Source organism: Flavobacterium sp. WC2421 (assembly GCF_040822115.1).
In the GTDB taxonomy this organism is placed as follows: Bacteria; Bacteroidota; Bacteroidia; order Flavobacteriales; family Flavobacteriaceae; genus Flavobacterium.
This window is the reverse complement of record NZ_CP162004.1, coordinates 442,506-469,098: the sequence shown is the minus strand read 5'-3', so window position 1 is coordinate 469,098 and position 26,593 is coordinate 442,506. Positions and strand designations below refer to the sequence as shown.

The 26,593-nt window shown below is 33.3% G+C and carries 29 protein-coding genes; 14 read left to right on the top strand and 15 right to left on the bottom strand.

Annotation, left to right across the window (positions count from 1 at the left end; genetic code table 11):
* Positions 1-68: 68 nt before the first annotated feature.
* Both AB3G33_RS02125 and AB3G33_RS02120 read right to left on the bottom strand, forming a co-directional pair.
* Complete coding sequence (locus tag AB3G33_RS02125; RefSeq protein ID WP_367772274.1) at positions 69-1,484, bottom strand: M16 family metallopeptidase; 1,416 nt, start codon at positions 1,482-1,484, stop codon at positions 69-71.
* A 7-nt stretch (positions 1,485-1,491) separates the two neighbouring features.
* Entirely contained in the window at positions 1,492-2,817 is a 1,326-nt protein-coding gene (locus AB3G33_RS02120) for a M16 family metallopeptidase (protein ID WP_367772272.1), read from the bottom strand.
* A gap of 246 nt (positions 2,818-3,063) precedes the next feature.
* On the opposite strand from AB3G33_RS02120, the gene rplU reads away from it, so the two are divergent.
* Together rplU and rpmA are read left to right on the top strand one after the other, a co-directional pair.
* A complete protein-coding gene (gene rplU, locus AB3G33_RS02115) occupies positions 3,064-3,699 on the top strand; it encodes a 50S ribosomal protein L21 (RefSeq protein ID WP_367772270.1) in 636 nt (211 codons plus the stop codon).
* A 32-nt stretch (positions 3,700-3,731) separates the two neighbouring features.
* Positions 3,732-3,998 (top strand): 50S ribosomal protein L27, encoded by a 267-nt coding sequence (rpmA, locus tag AB3G33_RS02110; protein WP_007137428.1) that lies wholly within the window; start codon positions 3,732-3,734, stop codon positions 3,996-3,998.
* Between the two features lie 425 nt (positions 3,999-4,423).
* Here rpmA and ahcY read toward each other — a convergent pair whose 3' ends face one another.
* Complete coding sequence (gene ahcY, locus AB3G33_RS02105; protein WP_367755510.1) at positions 4,424-5,740, bottom strand: adenosylhomocysteinase; 1,317 nt, start codon at positions 5,738-5,740, stop codon at positions 4,424-4,426.
* A gap of 270 nt (positions 5,741-6,010) precedes the next feature.
* On the opposite strand from ahcY, the gene AB3G33_RS02100 reads away from it, so the two are divergent.
* Positions 6,011-6,658: a 4'-phosphopantetheinyl transferase superfamily protein gene (locus AB3G33_RS02100; RefSeq protein ID WP_367772268.1), complete on the top strand. Its 648-nt coding sequence runs from the start codon at positions 6,011-6,013 to the stop codon at positions 6,656-6,658.
* A 27-nt stretch (positions 6,659-6,685) separates the two neighbouring features.
* Here AB3G33_RS02100 and AB3G33_RS02095 read toward each other — a convergent pair whose 3' ends face one another.
* The 3 genes from AB3G33_RS02095 to AB3G33_RS02085 form a co-directional block, all read right to left on the bottom strand.
* Positions 6,686-7,075, bottom strand: coding sequence for a group III truncated hemoglobin (locus AB3G33_RS02095; protein WP_367772266.1), 390 nt, complete (start codon positions 7,073-7,075; stop codon positions 6,686-6,688).
* 2 nt (positions 7,076-7,077) lie between these two features.
* Entirely contained in the window at positions 7,078-7,359 is a 282-nt protein-coding gene (locus AB3G33_RS02090) for a hypothetical protein (RefSeq protein ID WP_367772264.1), read from the bottom strand.
* Between the two features lie 75 nt (positions 7,360-7,434).
* A complete protein-coding gene (locus tag AB3G33_RS02085; RefSeq protein ID WP_367772262.1) occupies positions 7,435-8,031 on the bottom strand; it encodes a Crp/Fnr family transcriptional regulator in 597 nt (198 codons plus the stop codon).
* A gap of 102 nt (positions 8,032-8,133) precedes the next feature.
* Here AB3G33_RS02085 and AB3G33_RS02080 point away from each other — a divergent pair, with 102 nt between their 5' ends.
* The 5 genes from AB3G33_RS02080 to AB3G33_RS02060 all read left to right on the top strand — a co-directional run bounded on the left by AB3G33_RS02080 (position 8,134) and on the right by AB3G33_RS02060 (position 14,495).
* A complete protein-coding gene (locus tag AB3G33_RS02080; protein WP_367772260.1) occupies positions 8,134-8,871 on the top strand; it encodes a geranylgeranylglyceryl/heptaprenylglyceryl phosphate synthase in 738 nt (245 codons plus the stop codon).
* The gene (gene pnuC / locus AB3G33_RS02075) at positions 8,868-9,491 is read left to right on the top strand and encodes a nicotinamide riboside transporter PnuC (RefSeq protein ID WP_367772258.1); all 624 of its coding nucleotides are present in this window, start codon (positions 8,868-8,870) and stop codon (positions 9,489-9,491) included. The genes AB3G33_RS02080 and pnuC overlap by 4 nt, the downstream gene beginning before the upstream one ends.
* Complete coding sequence (locus AB3G33_RS02070; RefSeq protein WP_367772256.1) at positions 9,452-11,566, top strand: DUF4301 family protein; 2,115 nt, start codon at positions 9,452-9,454, stop codon at positions 11,564-11,566. The genes pnuC and AB3G33_RS02070 overlap by 40 nt, the downstream gene beginning before the upstream one ends.
* Positions 11,567-11,590: 24 nt before the next feature.
* A complete protein-coding gene (arfB, locus tag AB3G33_RS02065; RefSeq protein WP_367772254.1) occupies positions 11,591-11,995 on the top strand; it encodes an alternative ribosome rescue aminoacyl-tRNA hydrolase ArfB in 405 nt (134 codons plus the stop codon).
* Between the two features lie 289 nt (positions 11,996-12,284).
* The gene (locus AB3G33_RS02060; protein ID WP_367772252.1) at positions 12,285-14,495 is read left to right on the top strand and encodes a TonB-dependent receptor; all 2,211 of its coding nucleotides are present in this window, start codon (positions 12,285-12,287) and stop codon (positions 14,493-14,495) included.
* A gap of 57 nt (positions 14,496-14,552) precedes the next feature.
* Here AB3G33_RS02060 and AB3G33_RS02055 read toward each other — a convergent pair whose 3' ends face one another.
* A complete protein-coding gene (locus AB3G33_RS02055; RefSeq protein ID WP_367772250.1) occupies positions 14,553-14,966 on the bottom strand; it encodes a Rieske (2Fe-2S) protein in 414 nt (137 codons plus the stop codon).
* A gap of 256 nt (positions 14,967-15,222) precedes the next feature.
* Between AB3G33_RS02055 and greA the strand changes: the two genes are divergently transcribed.
* The 3 genes from greA (at position 15,223) to AB3G33_RS02040 (ending at position 17,390) form a co-directional block, all read left to right on the top strand.
* Positions 15,223-15,699, top strand: coding sequence for a transcription elongation factor GreA (gene greA, locus AB3G33_RS02050; protein ID WP_367755488.1), 477 nt, complete (start codon positions 15,223-15,225; stop codon positions 15,697-15,699).
* A gap of 49 nt (positions 15,700-15,748) precedes the next feature.
* The gene (locus AB3G33_RS02045) at positions 15,749-16,138 is read left to right on the top strand and encodes an HIT family protein (RefSeq protein WP_367755486.1); all 390 of its coding nucleotides are present in this window, start codon (positions 15,749-15,751) and stop codon (positions 16,136-16,138) included.
* A gap of 88 nt (positions 16,139-16,226) precedes the next feature.
* Positions 16,227-17,390, top strand: a complete 1,164-nt coding sequence (locus tag AB3G33_RS02040; RefSeq protein WP_367772248.1) for a transglutaminase domain-containing protein — start codon at positions 16,227-16,229, stop codon at positions 17,388-17,390.
* Here the strand turns inward: AB3G33_RS02040 and AB3G33_RS02035 are convergent.
* Complete coding sequence (locus AB3G33_RS02035) at positions 17,380-18,540, bottom strand: sensor histidine kinase (protein WP_367755482.1); 1,161 nt, start codon at positions 18,538-18,540, stop codon at positions 17,380-17,382. The genes AB3G33_RS02040 and AB3G33_RS02035 overlap by 11 nt on opposite strands.
* Positions 18,541-18,723: 183 nt before the next feature.
* Here AB3G33_RS02035 and AB3G33_RS02030 point away from each other — a divergent pair, with 183 nt between their 5' ends.
* Both AB3G33_RS02030 and AB3G33_RS02025 read left to right on the top strand, forming a co-directional pair.
* Entirely contained in the window at positions 18,724-19,599 is an 876-nt protein-coding gene (locus AB3G33_RS02030) for a flavin reductase family protein (protein WP_367772246.1), read from the top strand.
* A gap of 28 nt (positions 19,600-19,627) precedes the next feature.
* Entirely contained in the window at positions 19,628-19,999 is a 372-nt protein-coding gene (locus tag AB3G33_RS02025; protein ID WP_367772244.1) for a DUF3127 domain-containing protein, read from the top strand.
* A gap of 67 nt (positions 20,000-20,066) precedes the next feature.
* On the opposite strand, the gene AB3G33_RS02020 is transcribed toward AB3G33_RS02025, so the two are convergent.
* A complete protein-coding gene (locus AB3G33_RS02020) occupies positions 20,067-20,798 on the bottom strand; it encodes a phosphatase PAP2 family protein (protein ID WP_367772243.1) in 732 nt (243 codons plus the stop codon).
* An 88-nt stretch (positions 20,799-20,886) separates the two neighbouring features.
* On the opposite strand from AB3G33_RS02020, the gene aat reads away from it, so the two are divergent.
* A complete protein-coding gene (gene aat / locus AB3G33_RS02015) occupies positions 20,887-21,528 on the top strand; it encodes a leucyl/phenylalanyl-tRNA--protein transferase (RefSeq protein WP_367772241.1) in 642 nt (213 codons plus the stop codon).
* Between the two features lie 357 nt (positions 21,529-21,885).
* On the opposite strand, the gene AB3G33_RS02010 is transcribed toward aat, so the two are convergent.
* From AB3G33_RS02010 to AB3G33_RS01985, 6 genes are all read right to left on the bottom strand, one after another.
* Complete coding sequence (locus AB3G33_RS02010) at positions 21,886-22,596, bottom strand: ThiF family adenylyltransferase (RefSeq protein ID WP_367772239.1); 711 nt, start codon at positions 22,594-22,596, stop codon at positions 21,886-21,888.
* Positions 22,597-22,661: 65 nt separating this feature from the next.
* Entirely contained in the window at positions 22,662-23,786 is a 1,125-nt protein-coding gene (gene thiH, locus AB3G33_RS02005; protein WP_367772238.1) for a 2-iminoacetate synthase ThiH, read from the bottom strand.
* An 89-nt stretch (positions 23,787-23,875) separates the two neighbouring features.
* Positions 23,876-24,646, bottom strand: coding sequence for a thiazole synthase (locus tag AB3G33_RS02000; RefSeq protein ID WP_367772236.1), 771 nt, complete (start codon positions 24,644-24,646; stop codon positions 23,876-23,878).
* A complete protein-coding gene (locus AB3G33_RS01995) occupies positions 24,633-25,265 on the bottom strand; it encodes a thiamine phosphate synthase (RefSeq protein ID WP_367772234.1) in 633 nt (210 codons plus the stop codon). Before AB3G33_RS01995 ends, AB3G33_RS02000 begins: the two co-directional genes overlap by 14 nt.
* Positions 25,258-26,013 carry a hydroxymethylpyrimidine/phosphomethylpyrimidine kinase gene (locus AB3G33_RS01990; RefSeq protein ID WP_367772232.1) on the bottom strand — a complete coding sequence of 252 codons (756 nt, stop codon included), beginning with the start codon at positions 26,011-26,013 and terminating at the stop codon, positions 25,258-25,260. Before AB3G33_RS01990 ends, AB3G33_RS01995 begins: the two co-directional genes overlap by 8 nt.
* Positions 25,986-26,567, bottom strand: a complete 582-nt coding sequence (locus AB3G33_RS01985) for a thiamine phosphate synthase (protein ID WP_367772230.1) — start codon at positions 26,565-26,567, stop codon at positions 25,986-25,988. The genes AB3G33_RS01990 and AB3G33_RS01985 overlap by 28 nt, the downstream gene beginning before the upstream one ends.
* Positions 26,568-26,593 lie beyond the last annotated feature (26 nt).

Sequence of the window (26,593 nt, the reverse complement as noted above, 5' to 3'; positions counted from 1 at the left end):
AATATGATATAAACAACAAAGGCCGTCTTTCTAGACCGCCTTTGTGTTTTAAAAAGAGCACTATTTTTTTATTTGTAATTCGGTTTCTCTATGGAGTTTCCATAATTATCAAAATAGGATATAGGGATATTGAGTTTTTCTAAGCCAGGGATTACTTCGGCTCCTTTACCAGCAATAATGATTCGAGTATTGTCAATTAAAAAATACTTGTTAGCAGCTTGTAGTACATCTTCTGGGGTTACCGCATTTATTGTTTTGATGTAGTTTTCGTAAAAATCTTTTGGTAGTTCTTCCGTTTCAATGTTTAATGCATATCGTGCAACGGCCTGTGGTTTTTCGACCTGCATTACAAAACGACCAATATAGCCCGCTTTGACTTCGTTAAGTGCTTGTACGGACACTTTTTCGGTTCGGATTCTTTTGATTTCTTTTATAAATTCAACGACTGCGCTATCTGTAACGCTAGTTTTAATGGATGATGCTGATCTTAATTTGGACACATATTTACCGGCACCTATAATAGCATTAGCGCCATACGTCCAGCCGTGTTCTTCTCGTAAGTTCATATTTAGGTAACTATTGAAGCCTCCTCCTAATATATAGGTAGCAATAACTGCGGGGAAAAAATCCTTGTCTCCCATTTTTAAATTTATGGTGTTGACTAATGAAATTTCAGATTGTGAAGCACTAGGGACGTCTACAAAATTTATTTGAGTAAAAGGTGCGTTTTGTGGTGCAGTATAAGTTAATTTAGGAGTATTCCTTTTTTTCCAAGTTCCAAAAAGCTTTTCGACAATTGGTTTTATTTCTTTGAATTTGACATCGCCGATGATTACTAAATAACCGTTCTCAGGAGCAAAATAGTTTGTGTAGTTAGCTTCAACATCTGCAAGAGTCACATTGTTTATAGTTTCCTCAGTAATGTATTCTCCAGATGGATGTTTTTCTCCAAATGCTAAGGCGTCAATGACTCTATTGGCAATAGCAGGAACGCTTTTTTCTTGGGATTTAAGATTTTCAAGAAGTTTGGCTTTTTCGTTATCAAATTCTTCTTGAGTGAAATCAGGGTACAAAGCGCCATAAGAAAGTAGTTCTAAAATGCGCCCCGAATATTTAGAAAGAGAACTCGCGTATGCGCCATGGGAGTTAAAACTAATATTGGCACCAAGAAAGTCTACTTCTTCATTAAAGTCATCTTTGGTTATTTTAGTACTTCCGCTTCCTATTAAATAACTGCAAAGTTCATCTACCCCTTTTTTATCGCCTTCGGCAAATGGGGGATTGTCTATCGTAAGATTAAAAGTAACTTTTGGTAATTTGTGGTTTTCGACTACCATGACTTTAAGTCCATTTGCCAAAAAGAAAGTTTGTGGTTTTTTTATGTTTACCACTGGAGCTTTTCCGGCTTTGGGTTGTGGGCGATCTTGTGCTTGCATAATTCCTGTTATAAACAAAAGGATGAGTGTAATTCTTATTTTTTTCATGATTATCTTAGTTCTGTGCTGTTTCAGTAGCGGGAACGTAATCCAATAATAATCGTTGGTTTGGATTTAAGTATTTTTTAGCCACTGTTCGAATCTCCTCTCGGGTAATAGAATGGTAAATATCAATCTCATTATTTATTAAATGAATGTCACCATAAAGCAAATAATACTTGGCTAGATTTTCGGCAACACCTTCTACATTAGAATTGTTATTTACATTTTGATTCTCAAATTGATTCAATAGTTTTTGATAGTCTTTGTCAGTAATTAATTCAGATTGTATTTTTAGGATTTCTTCATCTATTTCTCTTAATAAATCTTCAGATGAATTAGTGCCCATTGGTAGACCATATAAAATATACATTCCGTAATCTTCTTCGCTAAGATTAACGGCTCCAATTTGTAAGGCGATTTTTTTTTGGTCAACAATTTTCTTGTACAATTTTGAACTTTTACCATCGCTTAAATAAGCAGAAATGAAATCCAAAACAACTGCGTCTCTGGTTTTCATTGAAGGCGTTCTATATGCGGCGACAAGCATTGGGATCTTGATATTTGGATCATGATAAGTTGCTTTAATAGTTTGTGTAATCGGTTTTTCGGTGAAAACTTGTTTTTGTATTTCTTCTCCTCTTTTGATAGTTCCAAAGTATTTTTGAATCCATTCTTTAGTAATTGCATTTTCAAAATCTCCTGCAACAACCAGTACAGCATTATTAGGGGTGTAGAACTTTTTATTAAAAGCTTGAAAATCTTCCAATGTAGCGGTATCTAAATGTTCCATGGAGCCAATGGTGGACCATCTGTAAGGATGGTTAATAAACAGGTGCTCTTTTACTACGTTTATGATTTTTCCATAAGGGCGATTGTCATAACGGGATGCTTTTTCTTCTTTTATAACTCCGTTTTGTGTATCAACACCTATTTGGTTGATTATAGGGTGCATCAATCTTTCGGATTCCATCCAAAGAGCCAATTCCAAATTATTGGAAGGGAAGACTTCGTAATAATAGGTTCGGTCGTCAGAAGTGTTGGCATTATTAGTACCTCCATTTGAAGCTACAATTTTAAACCATTCTCCGCGTTTTATATTGGCAGTTCCTTCAAATAATAAGTGTTCAAAAAAATGGGCAAAACCTGTTTTTTCAGGATTTTCGTCTTTTGAGCCCACATGGTACATTACGGAGGTGATAACTACCGGTGCTGTAGGGTCGTGATGCAAAATAACATGCATTCCGTTATCAAGATCATATTCTTCAAAAGCTATTTTTTGGGCAGTTGCTACTCCACCAAGCATAAGGGCAGAACTTAATACCATTATTGATTTTTTCATAAAGATTAATAAAAATGTATTTACAATAAGTTATTTAAAGTTGATTATTGTTACTTCAAAAATACCTTTTTTTTAAGGATGAAAGTACAATTGTTTTTAATTGTTGTTTAAATGAATGGTATTTTATGTTTCTAAAGTCTTGAAAATGGGGAGAAAAGAGATGAAAACATTTTTTCCTTTAAGTGATTGCATGGTAAAAAATAAATTGTATATTTGCAACCTTAAAAATCAATAAATCAATTCGGTATGTATGCAATCGTAGAGATAGCAGGGCAACAATTTAAAGTAAGCAAAGACTTAAAGGTTTATGTTCATCGTTTGACTAATGAAGAAGGTTCAAAAGTTTCTTTTGACAAAGTTCTTTTATTAGATGACAATGGAACAATCACTTTAGGCGCCCCAGCTATAGAAGGTGCTTCAGTAGAAGCTAAAGTGTTACAACACTTAAAAGGAGATAAAGTTATCGTTTTCAAAAAGAAAAGAAGAAAAGGGTACAAAAAGAGAAACGGTCATAGACAGTATCTTACTCAAATTGTAATTGAAGGTATTTCTGCGTCTGGTACAAAGAAAGCAGCTCCAAAAGCTGAAAAAGTTGCTGAAGCTAAGGCTCCAAAAGCAGCTAAGAAAGCGGATGATTTGAAATTAATTGAAGGAGTTGGACCAAAAGCTGCAGAAGCGTTAGTTGCTGCTGGGATTGCAACATTCTCTAAATTAGCAAAAACAAGTGCTGATGCTGTAAAAGCAATTTTAGAAGCGTCAGAATCTAAATTATCTCATTTAGATCCAACTACTTGGGCTCAACAAGCTCAATTAGCTGCAGATGGTAAAATGGATGAATTAAAAAAATTACAAGATGAATTAAACGGCGGTAAAGCGGTTTAATTAATTTATTAACAATATAAAACTAATACGTCATGGCTCACAAGAAAGGTGTCGGTAGTTCCAAGAATGGTAGAGAATCAGAATCAAAACGTTTAGGCGTTAAGATTTTTGGAGGACAAGCTGCTATTGCAGGGAACATCATCGTAAGACAAAGAGGTTCTAAGCACAATCCAGGTGAAAATGTTTACATCAGTAAAGATCACACACTACATGCTAGAGTACCTGGAATTGTAAAGTTCCAAAAGAAAAGAGACAACAAATCATACGTTTCTATACTTCCATTTGAAGTTGAAGCATAATTGATTTTCTCAATTTATTAAAAACCCGTTTCGAAAGAAGCGGGTTTTTTTGTGGATAATTCCCAGTCCTTTGCCAAAGGAGAGGGTGGCTGAACGGGAAATGGATTTTTTTGATTGTAAAAATTGTTTGTGTCAAAGCGTTGCGTAATTGCAGAGCCTCACTGCAGTCCTACGTGAAAATCTGTGCAGGAAGGGATTCCCTAGCTCGTGGGAACTGCGAAAGGGATAGTAGCGGTATCCTTTTATTTCGTCTCGAAACTTCGGGAAGAAATAAAAGATATAGTGAATAGCCCGACCCGAAGTTTTTACGTAGGGTCTCGCCCAAAAACAAAAAACCCTCGCATTCAAACTGAATTTAGTTCAGTTTCTTGCAAGGGTTTCTATAAATCTAAAATTATAATCAGCAATCGCTAATTTACAATTAATTAGTATCTGTAATATTCTGGTTTGAATGGTCCATCAACTGGAACACCAATGTAAGCCGCTTGATCGTCACGTAAAGTTTCCAATTCAACTCCTAATTTAGCCAAGTGAAGCATTGCTACTTTCTCGTCTAAGTGTTTTGGTAACATGTATACGTCATTGTCGTAATTTGCGCTATTTTTCCACAATTCGATTTGAGCCAAAGTTTGGTTAGTAAATGAGTTACTCATTACAAAACTTGGGTGACCTGTAGCACAACCAAGGTTTACTAAACGACCTTCAGCCAAAAGGATGATATCTTTACCATTAATTGTATATTTATCAACTTGTGGTTTGATTTCAACTTTAGAAGCTCCGTGGTTAGTGTTTAACCAAGCAACAGCAATTTCGTTATCAAAATGTCCAATGTTACAAACGATAGTTTTGTCTTTCATTTGCTCAAAGTGAGAACCAAGAACGATATCTTTATTTCCAGTTGTTGTGATGATGATATCAGCATTTCCAACAACAGTATTTAATTTTTTAACTTCAAAACCGTCCATTGCAGCTTGTAAAGCACAAATTGGATCAATTTCAGTAACTGTAACAATAGATCCAGCACCTCTAAAAGAAGCAGCAGTACCTTTTCCTACGTCACCATATCCACAAACGATTACTCTTTTACCAGCAAGCATAATATCAGTTGCACGACGTACAGCATCAACTGCAGATTCTTTACATCCGTATTTGTTGTCAAATTTCGATTTAGTAACCGAGTCATTAACATTGATTGCAGGCATTGGTAAAGTTCCTGCTTTTACTCTTTCGTAAAGTCTATGAACTCCAGTTGTAGTCTCTTCAGACAATCCTTTTATTCCAGCAACTAATTCTGGGTAACGGTCAATAACCATGTTTGTCAAATCTCCACCATCATCAAGAATCATGTTCAATGGTTTTCTATCTTCACCAAAGAATAATGTTTGCTCAATACACCAGTCAAAATCTTCTTCGTTCAAACCTTTCCAAGCGTATACTTGAATTCCTGCAGCAGCGATAGCAGCAGCAGCTTGATCTTGAGTTGAGAAAATGTTACAAGAAGACCAAGTCACTTCAGCGCCAAGAGCAATCAAAGTCTCTATTAAAACTGCAGTTTGAATCGTCATGTGTAAACATCCAGCAATACGAGAACCAGCAAGAGGTTGTTCGTCTTTGTATTCAGCGCGAAGTGCCATTAAACCTGGCATTTCAGCTTCAGCTAGTTCAATTTCTTTTCTTCCCCAGGCTGCTAGAGAGATGTCTTTTACTTTGAAAGCCACAAAAGGCATAGTTGTAGTACTCATTTATAGTATATTTGTATTGTAATTTTTTGCAAATTTACGTAATAACTTATGATTTAAAAAGGATTCACTTATATTTATGAATTGTTTAATAGTGTAATCTTTTAAAAATCAGTAAAATAATAATTTAAAGACTGTTTAGCTTCATTTTCAGGAGCTAATCCCGCTGTTCACTATATCTTTTTATCTTGAACTTGTTTTGGTAAACTAAAACAATTTTCAAGATAAAAAGGATGCCGTTGCCATCGGGGCTAAAAATCACGATATAGAATCATGCCTTTATACAAGACCATAAACTTCTCCCCAAGCGTTGGGATAAATACTAAAATTCTGGTTTGGAAAATCACCGAATCTTTTGATGAACTCCATGGGGAAGTTGTGTTAAACATGAAAAACCGTATCCGACTTGATAATATGAAATCCGACTTGCATCAACGGGGTTTTTTAAGCGTTCGTAAACTCTTGCAAGAGGCAGGTTATAATGATTTAGACTTGTATTACGATGAGTTTGGGAAGCCACATCTTATAGATGGTAAATACATTTCTATTACACATTCCCACCATTTTTCAGCTATTATTCTGAGTGATGAAACCGTAGGCATCGATATTGAGCTACAAAGAGAAAAAATCATTCGCATCGCTGATAAATTTGCTGATGAAGAGTTCAACTATTTAGATATAAAAAATCACGAAGAATACATAAAAAAACTTACTGTGATTTGGGGAGCCAAAGAAGCTATTTTTAAAATTAGAAATGAAAAGGGAATTAGTTTCAAGGATCATATTAAAGTCAAAGCCTTCCGTTTACATGATAAAGAATTAAGAGCAGAACTTCACTTTGATAAGTTAGTGAAAGATTTTAAAATATTTCACGAAGAAATAGAAGACTTTGGGCTTGTGTATGCTTTTGAGAAAAAGTAATATGTGTTGCAAAACGGTATAAATGAACTACACTTTAGTTCGGCTTTCGAACATATTCATATAAAGAAAAGTACTCATTTTTCGGGCTCTTCTTTTTAGAATATCCACATTCTCTCCTAAAAATAACTCGTCTAAGGTTTCAAACCATAAATTCAGCCAAATGCCAAATTCGTGTGATGATATTTGGTTAGTAAATAACTTGTCGATTGTATTGTGAGCCAGTATTGGGTTTCCGCTGTACTTTTTGACCGCAAATAAATTGGTTTCCCAAAAATCGGTCAGTTTTGTTACATGTTCTTCCCAGTTAAGTATGGTGTCATTAAAATAAAAACCTATTTCACTATCAGCTCTTATTTTCTTGTAAAAAGTGGTGACTAAAAGTGAAATGTCAGCTCGGTTATCAATAGTCTTTTTCATTATTAAAGATTATTTAATACAATCAATAAAGTGCTTAGAATAGTACTTGCAATAATTAGATTAAAAATTAGTTTGTGTTTCATTTGTGCTAAAATAGAAGTGTTCACTAGCATGCAAATTAGTACAATAATACTAAGTTGAATCATCTGTCCAAAAGAAGTTCCATTTGCTAATATCATCATAGCTGCAGCTCCACCGAGACAGCTTTGTCCTAATATGGCTAAAGTTGAAAAACCAATAAAATTTTTGTCGAAATTCTCTAATGTATTTTTATAAAGTGTCATAGTGTAAAAATTTAATATGACAAAGTTAGATGTATGGGACTCGTTTTATTTATGATTCAAATCATAAAGGGCAACTTAACGGTAGACCTTTCGATTAATAATTTTTAAGAGCCCTTTTTTTTCTAAAGACTTAATAGCTCGAATAACGGTTTCTACTCGAAGTCCCGTTAAATCACCAATTTGTTGCCTAGTAAAATTGATTAGATATCCATGTTGGGATTTTTTTAAATTAAAATTAGCAATCGCATAATCAATGAGTGTTAAGACTCTATGTTCGGGTTCTTCAGAAGATATTTCAGCTGCCATTACTGATTTATAGTACAATCGCTGTGCTAAGTTTTCAATTATTGTTATGCTTATTGCAGGATTATTAGCGAGCAATTCTAAAAAGCATTCTTTAGTGATGCAAATCAATTCGGTATTTTCTAAGGCAACTGCACTAGCTGGATAAACTCGATTTAGGAATAAAGGAGGTTCTCCAAAACATTGATTTTCATAAAAAAAACCTTGAATAAATTCACGTCCATCGTCATTATAATTGTTCATTTTCACTTCGCCAGAAAGAATTTGATAATAATGTGTAGGCAGTTTTCCTTCTTCAAATATAGTGGAGGCTTTGTCATATCTTTTTTTTACGGCGCCATATTTTTCTAATAATTCAATAGCAATCATTTTTTATTTTTTTGGTTTTGTTATGGAGAGCCTTTCAAGCAAATGTAATTGTTTCAAAAATAGTTATTGTGCTAAAAAAAAAACTTTTACTTTTACGTTCCAATGCAAAAAAAAACAGAAAACACATATCAAGAAATAGTAAAAAGTAAGGCAGATAAAAAAAAACTATTGGCCATTTTGTTGGATCCAGATAAAATTGTCTGGAGAGATTTGGATAATTTGATTTTGAAAATTAATCAATCTCCTGCTTCACATGTTTTCATTGGTGGGAGTTTGGTAGAATCGAATCGAATCGATGAATTAATTATTCGATTAAAGCAGAACGTTAATTTACCAATCGTTCTTTTTCCAGGCAATCCGTCTCAAATTTCAAATGAAGCCGATGCGATATTGTTTCTCTCCTTATTGTCAGGAAGAAATCCAGATTATTTAATAGGCCATCAGGTTATAGCAGCTCCAATTTTAAAACAAAGTGATCTCGAAATTATTTCGACAGGTTATATATTGATCGAAAGCGGAAATGAAACTGCCGTAGCCAGAGTTAGTAAAACAAATCCTGTAGCGAGAAGCAACGGTGATTTAGTGCTTGCAACTGCCCAAGCGGGCGAAATGCTGGGTAATAAGCTCATTTATTTAGAAGCGGGTAGTGGAGCGCAGCAAGCAGTTCCATTTGAAATGATTGCATTAGTTGCTCAAAATTTAGAAATTCCTTTAATTGTTGGGGGTGGAATTGTAGATTTACAAGGAATTCAAAAAGCATATGCTGCAGGGGCTGATTTGGTAGTTATAGGGACTGCTTTTGAAAAAGATTTTAATTTTTTTAATCACTTTAATCAATGATAGATTTTTTTTTAAATGCTTACAAAGATGTAAGTATGACGCATATTGTATTAGAGTTTATAGCTTTCGTTTTTGGGATATTAAGCGTTTGGTTTGCTAGACAAGAAAATATTTTAGTATATCCTACTGGATTGATAGCCACAATAATTTCAGTATATTTACTTTTTATAGCTGGTTATCTTGGTGACATGATGATTAACGGTTATTTTACAATTATGAGTATTTATGGTTGGTATAAATGGACTAGAAAGACAAAAGATAGCGACTCATTGCCAATAACGAGAACAAATGGTAAAGAAAAATTAATTGGTATTTTGTTGTTTTTTGTGACAATTTTCGTAGTTTTCGGGATATATAAATTATTTGATTATAAAATTCATAATGATAATTATATAGACATCATTGCCTCTGGTGTTTTCTTTACAGGGATGTGGTATATGGCCAATAAAAAAATCGAAAATTGGACGCTTTGGATTATTGGTGATATAATTGTAACACCGTTGTATGCTTATAGAGGGTTAGGGATGTTGTCTTTACAATATTTAATATTTACAATTTTAGCTGTTTCAGCTTATTTAGAATGGAGGAAAATCTTAAACAAAAGCAGTCTGCAATTATAAAAATTGCTATGTTTGGCCCTGAAAGTACAGGGAAAACAACTTTAGCAAAGCAACTTGCGGAATACTATAAGACACTGTGGGTTCCAGAGTTTGCGCGTGATTATTTGCAAGAAAAATGGGATAAGCAGCAACTTGTTTGTGATGTTAATGATATGCTACCCATTGCGTATGGCCAAACTAAATTAGAAAATGATGCTCTTGCTCATGCAAATGATTATTTGTTTTGTGATACCAACTTAATGGTGACAAAAGTTTTTTCTGAAGTTTACTATAATTTTTGCGACCCTTCGCTAGATAAAGCTTCGCTTAAACATGAATACGACTTGTTTTTTCTTACTGATATCGATGTGCCGTGGGAAAAAGATGATTTGAGGGACAAGCCAGAAGGTAGAAAATCTGTTTTTGAGGTTTTTAAAAGGGCATTGATAGAAAATAAAAAACCATTTATAACACTGTCTGGAGATAAAAATCTTCGATTAAATACTGCAATTTCTATTATTGATGATTTAGCTAAGGCTAAAGAAATGGGTTTGAGCTCCCGTGATTTTGTACAGATTTATGAATATGGGATTCCATTAGAGAATATTCGAAAACAGTTGTCGATATTTAAAAATGGTGTTAAAAAAACGGTGTTATTAGAGCCTGCAACCCTATACAATGGAATCTTAAAACTATCCGAAATTGAATTTAAAGAGAAAGCCGCTTATTTTGATTCAAATAAGGCGGAATTAAAGTTAGAGAAATTTGTTCCAGCATCTGGCGCTGCTAGTAGAATGTTTAAGTTTTTGATTACTTTTTTGAATGAATTTGATGTTGAAAACGAAAGTATTAAGGCTTATGTAAATAGAAAAAAGAATAGTAAGCTACCTGTTTTTGTGGTAGGGTTGGAAAGACTCGCTTTTTATGAAGAGATAAATAAAAAATTAAAAGAAGAATTTATAAGCTTTGACTCTCTTCATCGCAATTTAAAAAATTACTATTTTATAAAATTAATGTTATCGGAGGATTATTTTGATTTTTCTAATAAACCAAAAGGAGTTCTTCCATTTCATAAATATGAAACACATAGCGCAACAGCAATAGAAGAACATTTGTATGAATGTGCTAATTACTCAAGTTCAAACGGGGTTTCAAATTTACATTTTACTGTTTCTGAAACTCATTTAGAGCAATTTGTAGATATAATAAAAGAGGTTAAACCTATAGTAGAGAAAAAAACGGAGACTTCAATAAGCGTGAATTTTTCTTTTCAAAATAAAAGCACTGATACAATTGCAGTGGGTTTAAACAATAAACCTTTTCGAAATGAAAATGGGAGATTAGTGTTTAGACCTGGTGGTCATGGGGCATTAATTAAAAATTTAAATGAATTAGATGCTGATATTGTTTTTATAAAAAATATTGATAATGTAACTCAAATTAATCACGATAAAATTTCATTGTATAAGAAAGCGTTAGCAGGAATTTTGATTGATTTACAACAAAAAATATTTTTATATCTCAATGCAATTGATACTAATGCATTTGATCAAGAATTATTAGAGGAGACAATGACGTTTTTGAAAGAAAAAATAAACATGTCATTTTCTTCTGATTTTCAAAGTCTTACATTTGAAAACAGCGTTAAGGAAATTAGGGATATTTTAAATAGACCTATTCGTATTTGCGGTATGGTTAAAAATGAAGGTGAGCCAGGAGGAGGTCCTTTTTGGACGAAAGAGAATAATGGAAATGTATCACTTCAAATTGTAGAATCTTCGGAGGTAGATTTATCAGTTAAAGCACAACTGAAAATTATGGAAAATGCTTCTCATTTTAACCCTGTAGATTTGGTTTGTAGTTTAAAAAACTACAAAAATGAGAAGTTCGATTTAATGAATTTTGTGGATCATAATCGCGGATTTATTGTTAGTAAAAGTATTTCTGGGAAAGATATAAAAGCTTATGAATTACCTGGTTTATGGAATGGAGCAATGGCTAATTGGTTAACGGTTTTTGTACAGGTACCTTTAATTACCTTTAATCCAGTTAAAACAGTGAATGATTTATTAAACCTAGCGCATCAACCCCAATAGTTTTTGAATTAGTAAGAAAACATAATGGAAGTTCAAAAAATTATATCAGAATTACAGTACAAGGCGGTTCGTAGCAGTGGTGCTGGTGGGCAAAATGTAAATAAGGTCTCTTCAAAGATTGTATTGACTTTTGATTTGAAAAATTCTACTGCTTTGTCTGATGAGGAAAAAGCAGTGCTTGAAATGAGTCTTTCCACAAGATTAACCGCTGATTTGATTTTGATACTCAACTGTGATGAAGACAGAAGTCAATTAAGAAATAAGGAAATTGTCACTAAACGATTTTTGGAATTAATTAGAAAGGGACTAATTGTACAAAAACCGAGAAAAGAGACTAGGGTTCCAAAATCAGCAATAAGAAAGCGTATTAAAAATAAAAAAAACATTTCTCAATTAAAACAAAATCGGAAAAAACCGGATTTGGATTGATTTGATAATAAAGCTTCTTTTTAACTTGTTTTGTTTTATTTGTTATTCCGGTTTTATTTGCATTTTCATGTTTGATTTTTATCTTTTTTAAGATTACATTTGCCCCGTCTCAAAGGGGTGCTCTAAATAACGAGCTGAGATTATACCCAACGAACCTAGACGAGTAATGTTGTCAAGGGAAAAAATGATAAATCAATAGTGTGTACGCTATCTGATAGTCATAGGAAACAATCATTTATTAATTTAACAAAAGAATAATTCCCCCTTTTATTCGTAATCTTATTTACGGATGAATACTATTATTGATTACAAAGTCGCAAAGTTGCAAAGCTGCAAAGCTGCAAAACAACAAAAATTGACAATCTCAACGTCAATTATTTTATCTCTTTTTTCTTTTATCTCTTTTTCACAAGTTAAAGACACTACCAAAGTAAACCAACTCGATGAGGTACTGGTTTCAGCGGTTCGGGTTACTACAAAAACGCCGGTTAGTTTTAGTAATTTAGATAAAAAAGACATCAAGTTTAGAAATCTAGGTCAAGATATTCCTATTTTGATGAACTATCTACCTTCGGTTATTACAACATCAGATGCTGGAAATGGAGTAGGTTACACAGGAATTCGGGTACGAGGTAGTGATGCTACCCGTGTGAATGTAACTATTAATGGAATCCCTTATAATGACTCTGAAAGTCACGGAACGTATTGGGTAAATATGCCCGACTTTGCTTCTTCAGTAGAAAGCTTGCAATTGCAACGTGGTGTAGGAACATCAACAAATGGAGCAGGAGCTTTTGGAGCTAGTTTAAATATGTTGACTGATGCCTACTCTAAAGAGAGTAATGGGGAGATTTCTAATTCTTTTGGAAGTTTCAATACTAGAAAACATACAGTTAAATTCAGTACGGGATTAATGAACAATCATTTTGAATTGGCAGGACGATTGTCTGCTTTAAAATCAGATGGTTATATTGATCGCGCTAGTTCCGACTTAAAATCGTATTTCTTACAAGGAACTTATGTAGGTAAAACAACCTTGATTAAAGCGTTGGCCTTTGGGGGAAAGGAAAAAACCTATCAATCTTGGAATGGTATTGATGCGGAAACATTGATCAGTGACAGGACATTTAATTCAGCTGGAATATTTACAGATGAATCTGGAAATACACGATTTTATGATAATGAAACGGATAATTACCAGCAAGATCATTACCAATTGCATTGGAACGAAAAAGTATCTGATAACTGGAATACAAACCTAGCTTTTCATTATACCAAAGGGAAGGGGTATTATGAAAATTACAAGGAAGATGCTGATATGGCTGATTATGGTTTACAGCCTGTTGGGACAGTGACTACTACCGACCTTGTCCGTCAAAAATGGTTAGACAATGATTTCTATGGAACTACATTCTCTGCTAATTATAAAAGTGAAAAGTTAGATGTAATACTTGGAGGAGGATACAATAAATACGAAGGAAGTCATTTTGGAAAAGTAATTTGGGCACGTTTTGCTTCAACAACCGAATTGGGAGACCATTATTATGATGATTATGCCACCAAAACTGATGGAAATGTTTTTGCAAAAGCCAATTATCAAATTGCAGAGAAGTTTAGTTTATATGGAGATTTACAATTGAGAAATGTACGTTACAAAGCAGATAGTCCTGAAACAGGAGTAGTAAATGACAACTTTAATTTCTTTAATCCAAAAGCAGGATTGAATTTTGAGATTAACGACAACAATCAACTGTATGCTTCATATGCAAGAGCGAATCGTGAACCTAATAGAACCGATTATGAAAACGGAAGTCCAAGACCTGAAAAGTTAAATGACTTTGAATTGGGATTGCGTCATAGTACTGCAAAAGTAAAATTAAATGCAAATGTCTATTATATGGCCTACAAAGATCAGTTGATCTTAACGGGACAATTAGATGATGTAGGAAGTCCAATTCGCAAAAATAGCGGGGATAGTTATCGCTTAGGTGTAGAGGTTGATGCTACAATAGCAGTATTGGATAATTTAATCATTCGACCAAACTTTACCCTAAGTAGTAATAAAAATAAAGATTTTCATTTTGAAAGAGACGGAGTCTTAACTGCTTTAGGAAATACTAATATTGCCTATTCACCAGATTTTATTGCGGGGAACATAATCACTTTTATGCCAATTACTAATTTTCAAGTTTCGTTTTTATCAAAAATGGTTGGTCAGCAATACATGGGAAATATAGATTCAGAAGGGTCTAAATTGAAGTCTTATTTTGTAAACGACTTGAATGTTTCATATGAGTTTACACCGAAGTCAGTATTCAAATCAATTTTAGTAACAGGATTAGTTAATAATATTTTTGATTATAAATATGTGTCCAACGGTTATTTCTATACGTACAATGATAACTGGAGCGATCAAAATCAAATTAAAACGATAGAAGGAGCAGGGTACTATCCACAAGCTGGAATTAACTTCCTTGTAGGATTAACATTGAAGTTTTAGATAAACATAGTGAAACGTATAAAAAAGCCCGAAAGTTTTTATTTTCGGGCTTTTTTATTAATTATACACGCGTAATACATTTCCATTTACTTCAACTCGATATTGTTTTAAAGGATATTGTAATTTTCCTTGTCCAGTAAACAAACTATATTCAGTGTCATCACATGGGCAAACTATATTAATGCCTTTTAATGTCATCGTAGAACAACTGCCAATTGCTTGATTAGGGCAGGCGGCATCAAATGCATTGTAGCCGCTTCCTGTATTGAAAATATAAATTCCTTTAGCTCCAACACTAGAGTAATAGATAGCATTACTAGGATATTGTAAGTTTGAGTAAGCAGGTAAATTCATGTTGATATCAACAGTAAAAGTATAGCTAGGTATATAGGGGTTTTTATTATTGAAATCACTGTTGCTACAGCCCCAAAAAGCAGATATAATAACGAGTAATACGATACATTTTTTCATTAAATAATAATATTTTAAAAGTATTAGTTAAACAAATTTAAATTATTTAACTTTGAATTAGATATGATTAACATATAATTATATACTAAAAAAATAATACTATCTTTGTGGAAAGAAATCCCGTCCTGATGGGATTTTTTCTATTTATATAAGCTAAGAGAATTTAGGTTTGATTTGAGTAAAACTAAATGAGGAATGATGCTCTCACTTTTAATTCAAAGCTTACATATGACCCAACAAATAATATAATTAAACTATGAGCGCAATATCGTATTACACAGCAGAAGGATTAAAAAAATTAAGAGAAGAATTAGATTATTTAAAAAGTGTGATGCGCCCAAAAGCGTCTGCAGATATTGCTGAAGCAAGAGATAAAGGGGATTTGTCTGAAAATGCTGAATACGATGCAGCCAAAGAGGCTCAAGGGATGTTAGAGATGAGAATTGCTAAACTAGAAGAAGTACATTCAAACGCAAGATTGATTGACGAAACACACCTTGACCTTTCTAAAGTATTAGTTTTATCAATTGTAAAGATTAAAAATCAAGCGAACGGAATGGAAATGAAATACACATTAGTAGCTGAAAGTGAAGCAGATCTAAAAACAGGAAAAATTTCAGTAACATCTCCAATAGGGAAAGGATTGCTAGGAAAATCAGTAGGTCAATTTGCTGAAATTACGGTGCCGAATGGAGTGTTGAAATTTGAAATTTTAGAAATTTCACGTGACTAATTTTGTACTCAATTATCGGATATATTAAAACTTCAAATGAACTTAAATTATGAGTAGCATATTTACCAAAATTGTAAACGGTGAGATTCCTTGTTATAAAATTGCGGAGGACGATAACTATTTGGCCTTTCTTGACGTAAATCCTAATGCTAAAGGGCATACACTTTGTATTCCTAAATTTGAAGTTGATAAAATTTTTGACATGGACGAAGCGCATTATCTGGGATTAATGCATTTCTCTAGAAAAATAGCTATAGCCTTAGAGAAAGCCGTTCCTTGTAAAAGAGTAGGAATGGCAGTTGTAGGGCTTGAAGTACCTCATGCCCATGTTCATTTAATTCCTCTTAATGAAATGGATGAAATGCGTTTTCAAAATAAAGTTTCTTTAACTAAAGAAGAATTTGAATCGTTGGCAGAGCAAATTCAATCCAATTTGTAGTTTATCAGCACAATCCAATAAAGTGGTACGGTTTTCGTTTAAAATGAAATAAGCAATTGCTAATTTTAATTTAGAGCGCACCATTACAATGAAAAATAGTTTTTTATTTCTTTTTATCACTTTCTTTTTCTCCCTGTTTTGTTTGGGTCAAGCCAAAATAGAGTACGCTTCAATTGATAAGAAAATGGCTGAAATTCCAAATCGATTGACCTTTTCTACAAATTCAATTGCGGATTATATCACATCTAATTTTAAAACTAATGACGAAAAAATTCGGGCAGTTTTTTATTGGACTGCATCAACAATCAATTATGATATTGAAAACATGCGTGTCCTTAACTATACCGATACTTTTGAAAACAGAATAAAAAACACATTAAAAACTAGAAAAGGAGTTTGTAGTGACTATGCAGAAATATTTAAAGACATTGCAATTAAAGCAGGAATTAATGCCGTAGTGATAAACGGATATACAAAATATAAAGGAGAAATTCTTACTGACCCACATGCTTGGTGTGGTGCTAATATTGATAATAAATGGTATGTTTTTGATCCAACTTGGGGCGCTGGTTATATAAGAAATGGTGTATTTGTTAAAGCAATTGATAATTATTATTTTAAAACAGATCCAAGTAAAATAATTTCATCTCACATTCCATTTGATTATATGTGGCAATTTCTTAATTATACAATATCTAATAAGGAATTCTATAATGGGCAAACCCAAATCAATTCATCAAAAAGACGTTTCGATTTTGATTCAGAAATTTCAAGATATAATACGGTATCAGAGAAAGAACAATTAATAAGTTCTTCGGAAAGAATTAAAAAGAATGGTGTTATCAATTCTATGATTTTGGATCAGCTTTCTTATGAGAAAAAGAAAATAGAATATTACGATCAAGTCAAAGCTTTAGACGATTTTAAAATAATAGTAAACTTATATAAAGAAGGGATTAATAAATTAAATGAATTCATTAATTATAGAAACAAGCAATTTAGACCCATTCATTCAGATGAAGAACTAAAAAGAATGATAGGTAACCCCAAAGATATATTTAGTAACTGTCAATATTTGTTGAATAATTTGGGGCAAGTAGGTGATAAAAATGATGCAAGCCTAAATTCAATAAAAAAATCTTTAAGTGTTGCAATGCAATTGACTCAAGAACATGAAAAGTTTGTGTTTAAATACTTAAGTAAATCAGAGCCAGCAAGAGAGACTATGTTTCGTACCATCATTAGATATTAAGCGGCTTATTCTTTTTTAATACAATTTGCATGGTGGTTCCTTTCCCTATTTCAGAATTTAATACTCTAATTTTTCCTTTGTGATATTCTTCAACGATTCTTTTTGTTAAAGAAAGACCTAGTCCCCAACCTCTTTTTTTAGTAGTAAAGCCGGGTTCAAATACTGTTTTGAATTGTTGTTTCTGAATTCCATTTCCGGTATCGGACACATTTATTTTCACATAATCATTATCCTGTTCAATTTTTAACGTTAATTTCCCTCTTCCTTTCATAGCGTCAATGGCGTTTTTGACCAAGTTTTCTATAGTCCAACTGTGTAAGCTAGAGTTCAGCATAACGTATATGGGTTTCTCTGGAGCTTCAAATATAAATTCAATTTGTTTAGAAAAACGGGATTGTAAGTAGTGATACGATTGCTGTGTTTCTTCAACAATATTTTTATTTTCTAATATGGGTTCTGATCCTATTTTCGAGAAACGATCTGTGATAGTTAGTAAACGATCGATGTCTTTTTCAATTTCAGTTGTAATTGACTCAGCTACGTTATCTGCTTTTAATATTTCTACCCACCCTATTAAAGAGGAGAGTGGTGTGCCTATTTGGTGTGCGGTTTCCTTGGCCATTCCAGCCCAGAGTTTATTTTGAGTTGCAATTTTTGTACTTCGATAAAAATAATAGACTAAGGCGGCAAATAATACAATAATAAGTAATAAAGCAATAGGATAATATTTAAGCTTATTTAGTAAAGCAGAATTTCCATAATATAATTTTTGAAATTTCCCAGGGCCGTATTTAATTACAATTGGGTCATTTTCATTTTTTAAGTCATTTAAAAAAAGAGTTGCTTTATTGCTGTCTTTTATAATCACTTCATCAATATTAACGGTATTTATAATGCTGTCATTTTCGGTAAGAATGATGGGTATCGACGTATTGTTACTGAATATTTGTAATGGCAATTCGACATCAGTATTTGCATCAGCATTTATAAGTGTTTTTTGAGCATTTGCCCAAAGATTCATTTTTAAACGTTCTTCGTTTTTAAAAATTTGAAAAAAAGTATAGGTATTCCAAAGTATCAGAGAGATAATCAAAAATGAAGCAAAAATAATAATCCAACGACTTGTATTTCTTCTTTCAGAAAACTGCATAAATGTTATTTTGAGGTATAAATATAACGAAATAAATACTGGATTGTTTTAGTAGGTGAAAGAAAGTTTTTTACGTGGTATTAAACATTTAAGATTAAAATAGTGTACCTTCTTTTTTAAACTTAAACGATTTGCTTACTTTTGTAAACCAAGCGATTTAAACAAATAAAAACGATAAAAAGTATGATTAGTATTGATCCAAAAAGTGTTGGAACTGCTGTGTTGCAAGGTTATTTACAGGGTTCTGTTGGGCCAAGACCAATTGCATTTGCAAGTACTATAGATGAAAACGGAAATCCCAATTTGTCTCCTTTTAGCTTTTTTAATGTTTTTAGTGCTAATCCACCGATTCTAGTCTTTTCACCAGCCAGACGAGTACGTGATAATTCGGTAAAGCATACCTTAATTAATTGTGAAGCTACAAAAGAAGTAGTCATCAATGTTGTCAATTTTGATATGGTGCAACAAACTTCACTTGCTAGTACAGAGTATGCTGATGGGGTAAATGAATTTTTGAAATCAGGGTTTACTGCTATACTATCTGATCTGGTAAAACCTTTTAGAGTAAAAGAATCACCAGTGCAATTTGAATGTAAAGTAATTGAGATTATTGCTTTGGGGACCGAAGGCGGAGCTGGGAATTTAATTCTGTGTGAAGTGATTAAGTTGCATATTGATGAAGCTATACTAGATGAAAACGGAGCTATTGATCAACATAAAATTGATTTAGTTTCCAGGCTAGGAGGGAATTGGTATTCAAGGTCAAATCAAGGATTGTTTGAAGTACCAAAGCCATTGTCCACTCTTGGAATTGGGGTAGATGCAATTCCTAATCATGTGAGGAATAGCGTTGTATTTGACGGAAATGATTTTGGTAAATTAGGAAACATAGAAGCCTTGCCTACAACAGAAGAAGTTAGTATATTTGTAAAACAGAATTTTTCGATAAAAGCAGTTTTAAGCTCAGATGACCAAAAAAATGTGCATTTGGAAGCAAAGAAATACTTAGATGAAAACGATGTTCTTTCTGCATGGAAAGTACTTCTTGCAAAAAAATAATCTTAAATAACAATTAAAATAAAGGAAGATGGAAGTTACAGGAAAAATTAAAGTTGTTAATCCAGAACAACAAGTTAGTGCCTCATTTAAAAAGAGAGAATTAGTTGTTACTACAGAAGAGCAGTATCCACAACACATTATGATTGAGTTTACTCAAGATAAATGTGATTTGTTAAACAATTATAGTATTGGTGAACCTGTAAAAGTTTCAATCAATTTAAGAGGTAGAGAATGGGTTAATCCACAAGGTGAAACTAAATATTTCAACAGTATTCAAGGATGGAGAATTGAAAAATTAGTTGCCGATGCTCCAGCAGCTTCAGCACCTATGCCAGCAGCACAAGCATTTGCTCCTGCTACAAATCTTAATGAAGATGAACCAGACGATTTGCCTTTTTAATAAAAAGAAAAACAAAAAAAAGCCTTGAGTTTATCTCAAGGCTTTTTTTGTTTAATCAATTCCCATCTCAATAATTAGGTTTTATAAGTAACCCAAATCCAATTTTATTGCCAATTTGGGGATAAATGAAAGCAGTTGTCTTTTTTGTTTTTCCAAATCGCATGGATTGAAAAGGATTGTAATACGATACTAAAATTCCCGATGCCAGGCCGATTCCTGCTCCAGTCAACACATCAGAACTGTAATGTTTGTTATTGGCTATTCGAAAAACTGCGGTAGTAGTAGCAAATAGAAAACCACTACTTGCATACCAAATATTAGAGTCTTTATATTCGTTGAACAACAGTGCTGCATTCGTAAAAGCGATGGCCGAATGTCCAGAGGGGAAACTCAAATTGTCTGATTGGTCGGGGCGTTCTTTTTTAATGGTATTTTTAAGAATCTCAACAATAATTAAACTGGTTGCGTTGGCAACGACAATATCAATAGTTTGGTGTTTAAAGTTGTTTTTGGGTTGAAAACCTAAATAACGTCCTGTATAAATTTGTGCAATTGGAACTAAAGGGAATATGTTGTCAGCTGTAGAATGGAAATTTTTTCCAAAAAAATTATTTGATTTATCTTGTATTTCCTGATTATCATCCGTATTGAGTAATATTACTCCGGCTGTGATCATAGCAGTTGGAACAATAAAAGGTTTATAGCTGAGTTTCTTGGAAGTTGATAACTTATCAATTTTTTGTCCATACATTTGTGTTGCCAATACTATAAAAACAAGTAGAATTGATTTGTATTTCATAAGGATGACTTTATTATAAGAATGAATGGGTTGAAAATTAAAATTGTATACCAAAGTTAAGGGTAATGATTTAGATATTATTTAAAATATGTATTATTTGTCTCAAGATTTATTTTTTCCAGATGTTAGTTTAACGCATTCTTCTGGTATTATTGCGTTGGGTGGTGATTTATCTCCCGAAAGGCTGCAATTGGCCTATAAAAGCGGTATTTTCCCTTGGTTTGAAGATGGAGAACCTATTACTTGGTGGTCACCAAATCCAAGAATGGTTTTGTTTTTGGAAGAATTAATCGTTTCTAAGAGTATGCGTAATATCCTAAATCGTAATCTCTTTACAGTTACATTCAACAAAAACTTTAGAGAAGTTATTTCTAATTGTCAAATGATAAAAAGAGAGGGGCAAAACGGCACTTGGATTACTAATGATATGATTGATGCCTATTGCAATTTACATGAATTAGGAGTCGCAAAATCAGTTGAGGTTTGGCAAGATGGTATTTTGGTTGGTGGTTTATACGGTATAGATTTAGGTAACGTTTTTTGTGGCGAAAGTATGTTCTCTAAAGTTTCTAACGCTTCCAAAGTCGCTTTTATTTCCTTGGTTAATTCACTAAAGACTGCCAATTATCAACTCTTGGACTGCCAGGTTTATAATCCTCATTTAGAAACTCTAGGCTGTCGTGAAATTGATAGAAAGGACTTCATGGCAATTCTTAAAAATAGTAAGTAGTGCCTTATCCAGCTGTCCGTTACAAGTCCTCCTTCAAAACCTTTTTTTCTAAAGTCATAAAAGGAGCTTCCTACGGTCGCTCTTTTATTCCTTGAAAAAATAGTTTTTTAAGTCCGGGCTTTTCACTCCCATCTGGGGCAAAACACATACAATCCTACTAAGAAAACTACGACACACAATCCACATAAATTAATAAGAAAGACAGCAATAAAACAACTATCTATCCGTTAAATCCGTGTCCAATTTCACACAGTAAACAGAATAATTTGAAATCCGTTTTAATCCGTGTTTTTGCTTCAGTAAATCCGCATCATACGCGTTCCATTCCACACAATCAAAATAGATTTTAAGACTGACTTAAAACTTCAATTTAGTAAATTGCCAGTCCAAAGTTTTAAACAATACCAATTCATTCCTTAAACTCGGCAACCCAATAATTAATTTCAATGTTTCATGTGCCATCATGGTGCCAATCATCCCCGGTAAAGTACCCAATACACCATTTAAATTGCAGTTAGGAACATCTTTAGGATCAGGTGCCTCCGGAAATAAATCACGCAAGTTTTTACCGCCTTGGTGATTAAAAACAGCAAGTTGTCCCTCAAAACCTAGAATACTTCCATATACAACTGTTTTTCCTAAAGTTACGCAAGTGTCATTGACTAAATAGCGGGTAGCAAAATTATCGCTACCGTCGACGATAATATCAAAATTGGCAATAATTTGTATGGCATTATCTGAAGTTAATTTTTCTTGAAAAGCATCAATTTTAATTAATGGATTTAAAGACTCTATAACTGATTTTGCTATAATTGCTTTCGAATGGCCAAGATGTTTTTCAGTATATAAAATTTGACGGTGTAAATTGTGTAGTTCTACAATATCAAAATCTACTATTCCAATAGTTCCCACTCCTGCAGTGGCTATATATTGTAAAACGGGACAACCCAATCCTCCCGCACCAATAACGAGTACTTTGGCTTTTTTTAGTTTCTCTTGTCCCGCATTACCTATTTCGGGAAGCATGGTTTGGCGGTTATAGCGCAAAAAATCTTGTATTACACCCATTTTATTTTATATCTTAAAGTATGAGGTTTTTATGTTTAATAATAGTCTATTGGAAGCTCTTGACTTCAATTAGACTTTTGGCTAAAAGTCCTGTCCCAATCTTTCCAAACCGGTTCATATCCGCTATTAGAAATTATTGATGCAATTTCAAAAGAAGATCGTTCGTCGCTAATTTCAAATTGTTCTAACGATTGTGGATCTACCACATATCCACCTGGATTTGTTTTAGAACCTGCACTCATACTAGTAATACCAAGTGGAATAATATTGTTTCTAAATTTTTCATCTTCACGTGTTGATAAAGAAATCTCTAGATCTTCATTCCACAAACGATACGCACAAATGAGTTGGGCTAAATCTTTGTCGTCCATAATAAAATTGGGTTTTATCACCCCTTCGGCGGGACGTAATCTAGGAAATGAAACAGTGTATTTTGTTTGCCAATAGGTCTTTTGTAAATAATCTAAATGCAAAGCGTTAAAAAAACTATCTGTACGCCAATCTTCCAATCCGAGTAAGACCCCTAAACCTATTTTGTGAATTCCAGCCGATCCCACACGATCTGGAGTTTCTAGTCGATAATCAAAATTTGATTTTTTCCCTTTTGTATGGTATTGTTTATAGACTTCTTGATGGTAGGTTTCCTGATAGACTAATACCGAATAAACACCAGCTTGATGCAAACGCTCATAATCTTCTGTGGACAGCGGTTGCACTTCTACGGAAATAATGGAAAACTGTTCTTTTATTACATCTATAGCATTAAGAAAATAATTGATATTAACGGTATAGTTGGCTTCTCCAGTTACTAATAGTACATGATCAAAACCAGCTTTTTTTAAAGCTCCTACTTCAAGTTTAATTTCAGAGTCGGTTAGAGTTTTTCTTTTTATTTTGTTGTCGAGGCTAAAACCGCAGTAGGTACATATATTTTGACATTCATTACTTAAATATAATGGAGCATACATTTGAATGGTTTTGCCAAAACGTTTTTTTGTAAGTTCATGACTTAACTGTGCCATTTGTTCTAAATAGGGTTGGGCTGCAGGAGAAATCAAGACAAGGAAATCAGCTAGGTTTCTTTTAGTTTTAGCTAAGGATTGCTCAACTTCTCTTGAAGTGGTTTGGTATATTTTTGATTTAATGGTTTCCCAATCGTATTGTTCAAAAATAGATTTGAATGTTTTCATAAGCTTAAACGCAAAGTGCGTACGGTTTTTCGCAAGGTTCACAAAGTTTTGCGCGCTTAGTGCCTATCTTTGTGAATTTTGCGGTTAATTTATTGATTTAAAAATGCTGTCAAGGGACTCGAAGCCATTGCGTGTTTATATTGCTGTCCCAGCTTGGCTTCATATGCTTTTCGACCTGCAATTACAGCTTCTCTAAAAGCTTCTGCCATTAATATTGGATTTCCAGCAACTGATATTGCAGTATTTACTAAAACGGCGTCTGCGCCCAGTTCCATTGCTTTTGCAGCATCAGATGGAGAGCCAATTCCAGCATCAATAATCACAGGAACTTTAGAGGATTCAATTATAATTTCAAGAAAATCAATCGTTTTAAGTCCTTTATTACTTCCTATTGGTGCGCCCAAAGGCATTACTGCTGCGGTTCCAACATCTTCTAACCGTTTACATAAAACGGGGTCGGCATGAATATAAGGCAAGACTATAAAACCGAGTTTGGCTAATTCTTCAGTAGCTTTTAAGGTCTCGATGGCATCTGGCATTAGATATTTTGGGTCGGGATGAATTTCTAGTTTCAGCCAATTGGTTTCGAGTGCTTCTCTTGCCAATTGTGCTGCAAAAACAGCTTCTTTAGCATTTCTAGCGCCAGAAGTATTAGGCAATAAGTTGATGTGAGGATGTTTTAGATGTGATAAAATAGCATCTGTTTCGGTTTCTAAATCGATTCGTTTCAAAGCAACCGTCACTAATTCGCTGGCAGAAGCTAAGATTGCTTCTGCCATTTGTTGGTTCGAACCAAATTTACCAGTGCCTAAAAATAAACGGGAGTGGAAGGTTTTATCTCCTAAATTAAATACTGACATATAATTTTTCGTTAAGTTGAGTAATAAGTTCTGACGGATTTTTATTTTTTGTAATTAAACTAGAAACTGCAATACCATAAATGCCAGTTTCCATTAGGTTTTCTATGTTTTCAAAATCGATACCACCAATAGCATATATGGGTATTTTTATACAGTATGTCCTCATTTTTTCTATGATATCACAATAGCCTTCTAATCCCAAAATTGGGCTCAAATTTTGTTTTGTTGTTGTGTATTGAAATGGTCCCAATCCGATATAATCACAATCTTCAGCAGCTCTTCTAAGAATGTCTTCAAATGTATTGGCAGTACCTCCAATGATTTTTGAAGGCCCCAAAATGGAGCGGGCTTCAATAATCCCCATATCTGTTAAGCCTAAATGGACTCCATCTGCGTCCAGTTGTTTTGCTAATTGGACATTATCATTGATGATAAATGTGGATGTATAGTCTTGAGTTAACTTTTTTACGGCTTCTGCCAAAGTTAAAACTTCAAGCACATTTGGATTTTTGAATCGCATTTGGATCCAGTCGCACCCATTGTCTAATGCGCTATGGATAGCATACAACTGTTTTTTGATTGTATTTCCTTGAGAAATGTATTGTAATTTATTATACATAATGATATCCTAATTTAGTTTGATTTGATGATAAGTATGTTTCTATATATATTTTGGCATTATTACAAGCAGTTAATAAGTCTTGGCCTAAAGCTAAATTGGCAGTAATGGCCGATGACAATACGCAACCAGAACCGTGCTTTTGGAAAACCAAAGTAGTTTTTGGCGAAAGCCTGAAAATTTCATTCTTGCTATATAAATAATCTGTCCCAACTGTAGCTGAATTATGTCCTCCTTTAAGTAAAATCGAAGTGTATTTTGAAAGTGCTAGAGCTATTAGAACTGGTTTTTTTTCATCCAATGAAAACGATAAAATCTCATCGTAATTGGGTGTTATTAAATCTGTTTTTTTTAAGATTTCTATTAATAAATCTTGCTGTTCTACAGTTATAAAGTTGAATTGGGTTGTGGATTTCAAAACTGTATCCCAAACGATTTTTGTTTTTGGCGAAAGTCGTTTGATACTTAATACAATTTTTTTTAAGTAATCCAATGAAGGTATTATTCCAATTTTTACTGCTTTTATATCATAGGTACTCAATAATTTTTCTAGTGATTCTAAAACAAAATTAATGTCAGTCCATTCTATTTTGAAGAACTCCTCTTCAGTTTGGATAGTATTGGCTGTGCTTATGGCAAAACCGTAAACTTGATGTTGTTCAAATGTTTTTACATCTGCTAAAATGCCAGCACCGGCTGAAGGATCAAATCCTGCTATGCTTAGAACGAATGGGCGAATTGTTGACATAATTTAAAATTTTCTATCGGATTTTTACTGTTCCAAATGGTTCCTAAAAGGGCTACTGAATCAAAACCAAATTTGTATGTTTCTGTGATGTTCTCTGAAGAAACTCCACCTAAGGCAACGAGTTTAGTTTTGAAATTAGTTCGTTGTTTTGTTGTTTCTAAAAGGTTCATTCTAGAGACATAGTTAGGTTTTGAAATACTTGGGTAAATCGGACTCAGAAAAGCGTAATCAAAACGGGTATGCAATGAATTGAAATCTGTTATCGAATGTGTCGAGGTAGATTCTATAAATTGGTCAGCGGTAATCCTTAATTGAAATCTTTTAGTTTCTGTAAAATGAATTCTGTTGATCCCGAATTCTTCAGCTAAATCATGATGGTGGTGTAGAACCAATTTAGAGCAGTGTTTTAATTCGATTTTAGATAAAAACGCTATCATTTCCTCGTCAGAATAATCAGGTTTGCGGACATGAAGCAACTCCAATCCACTCTCAAAAAGAGAATGAATGGTGTTGATTTCATTTGCTATGGGAATAGGGTTTGTGATTACTATCATAATCTTACTTCTTTCTTATATTTTCG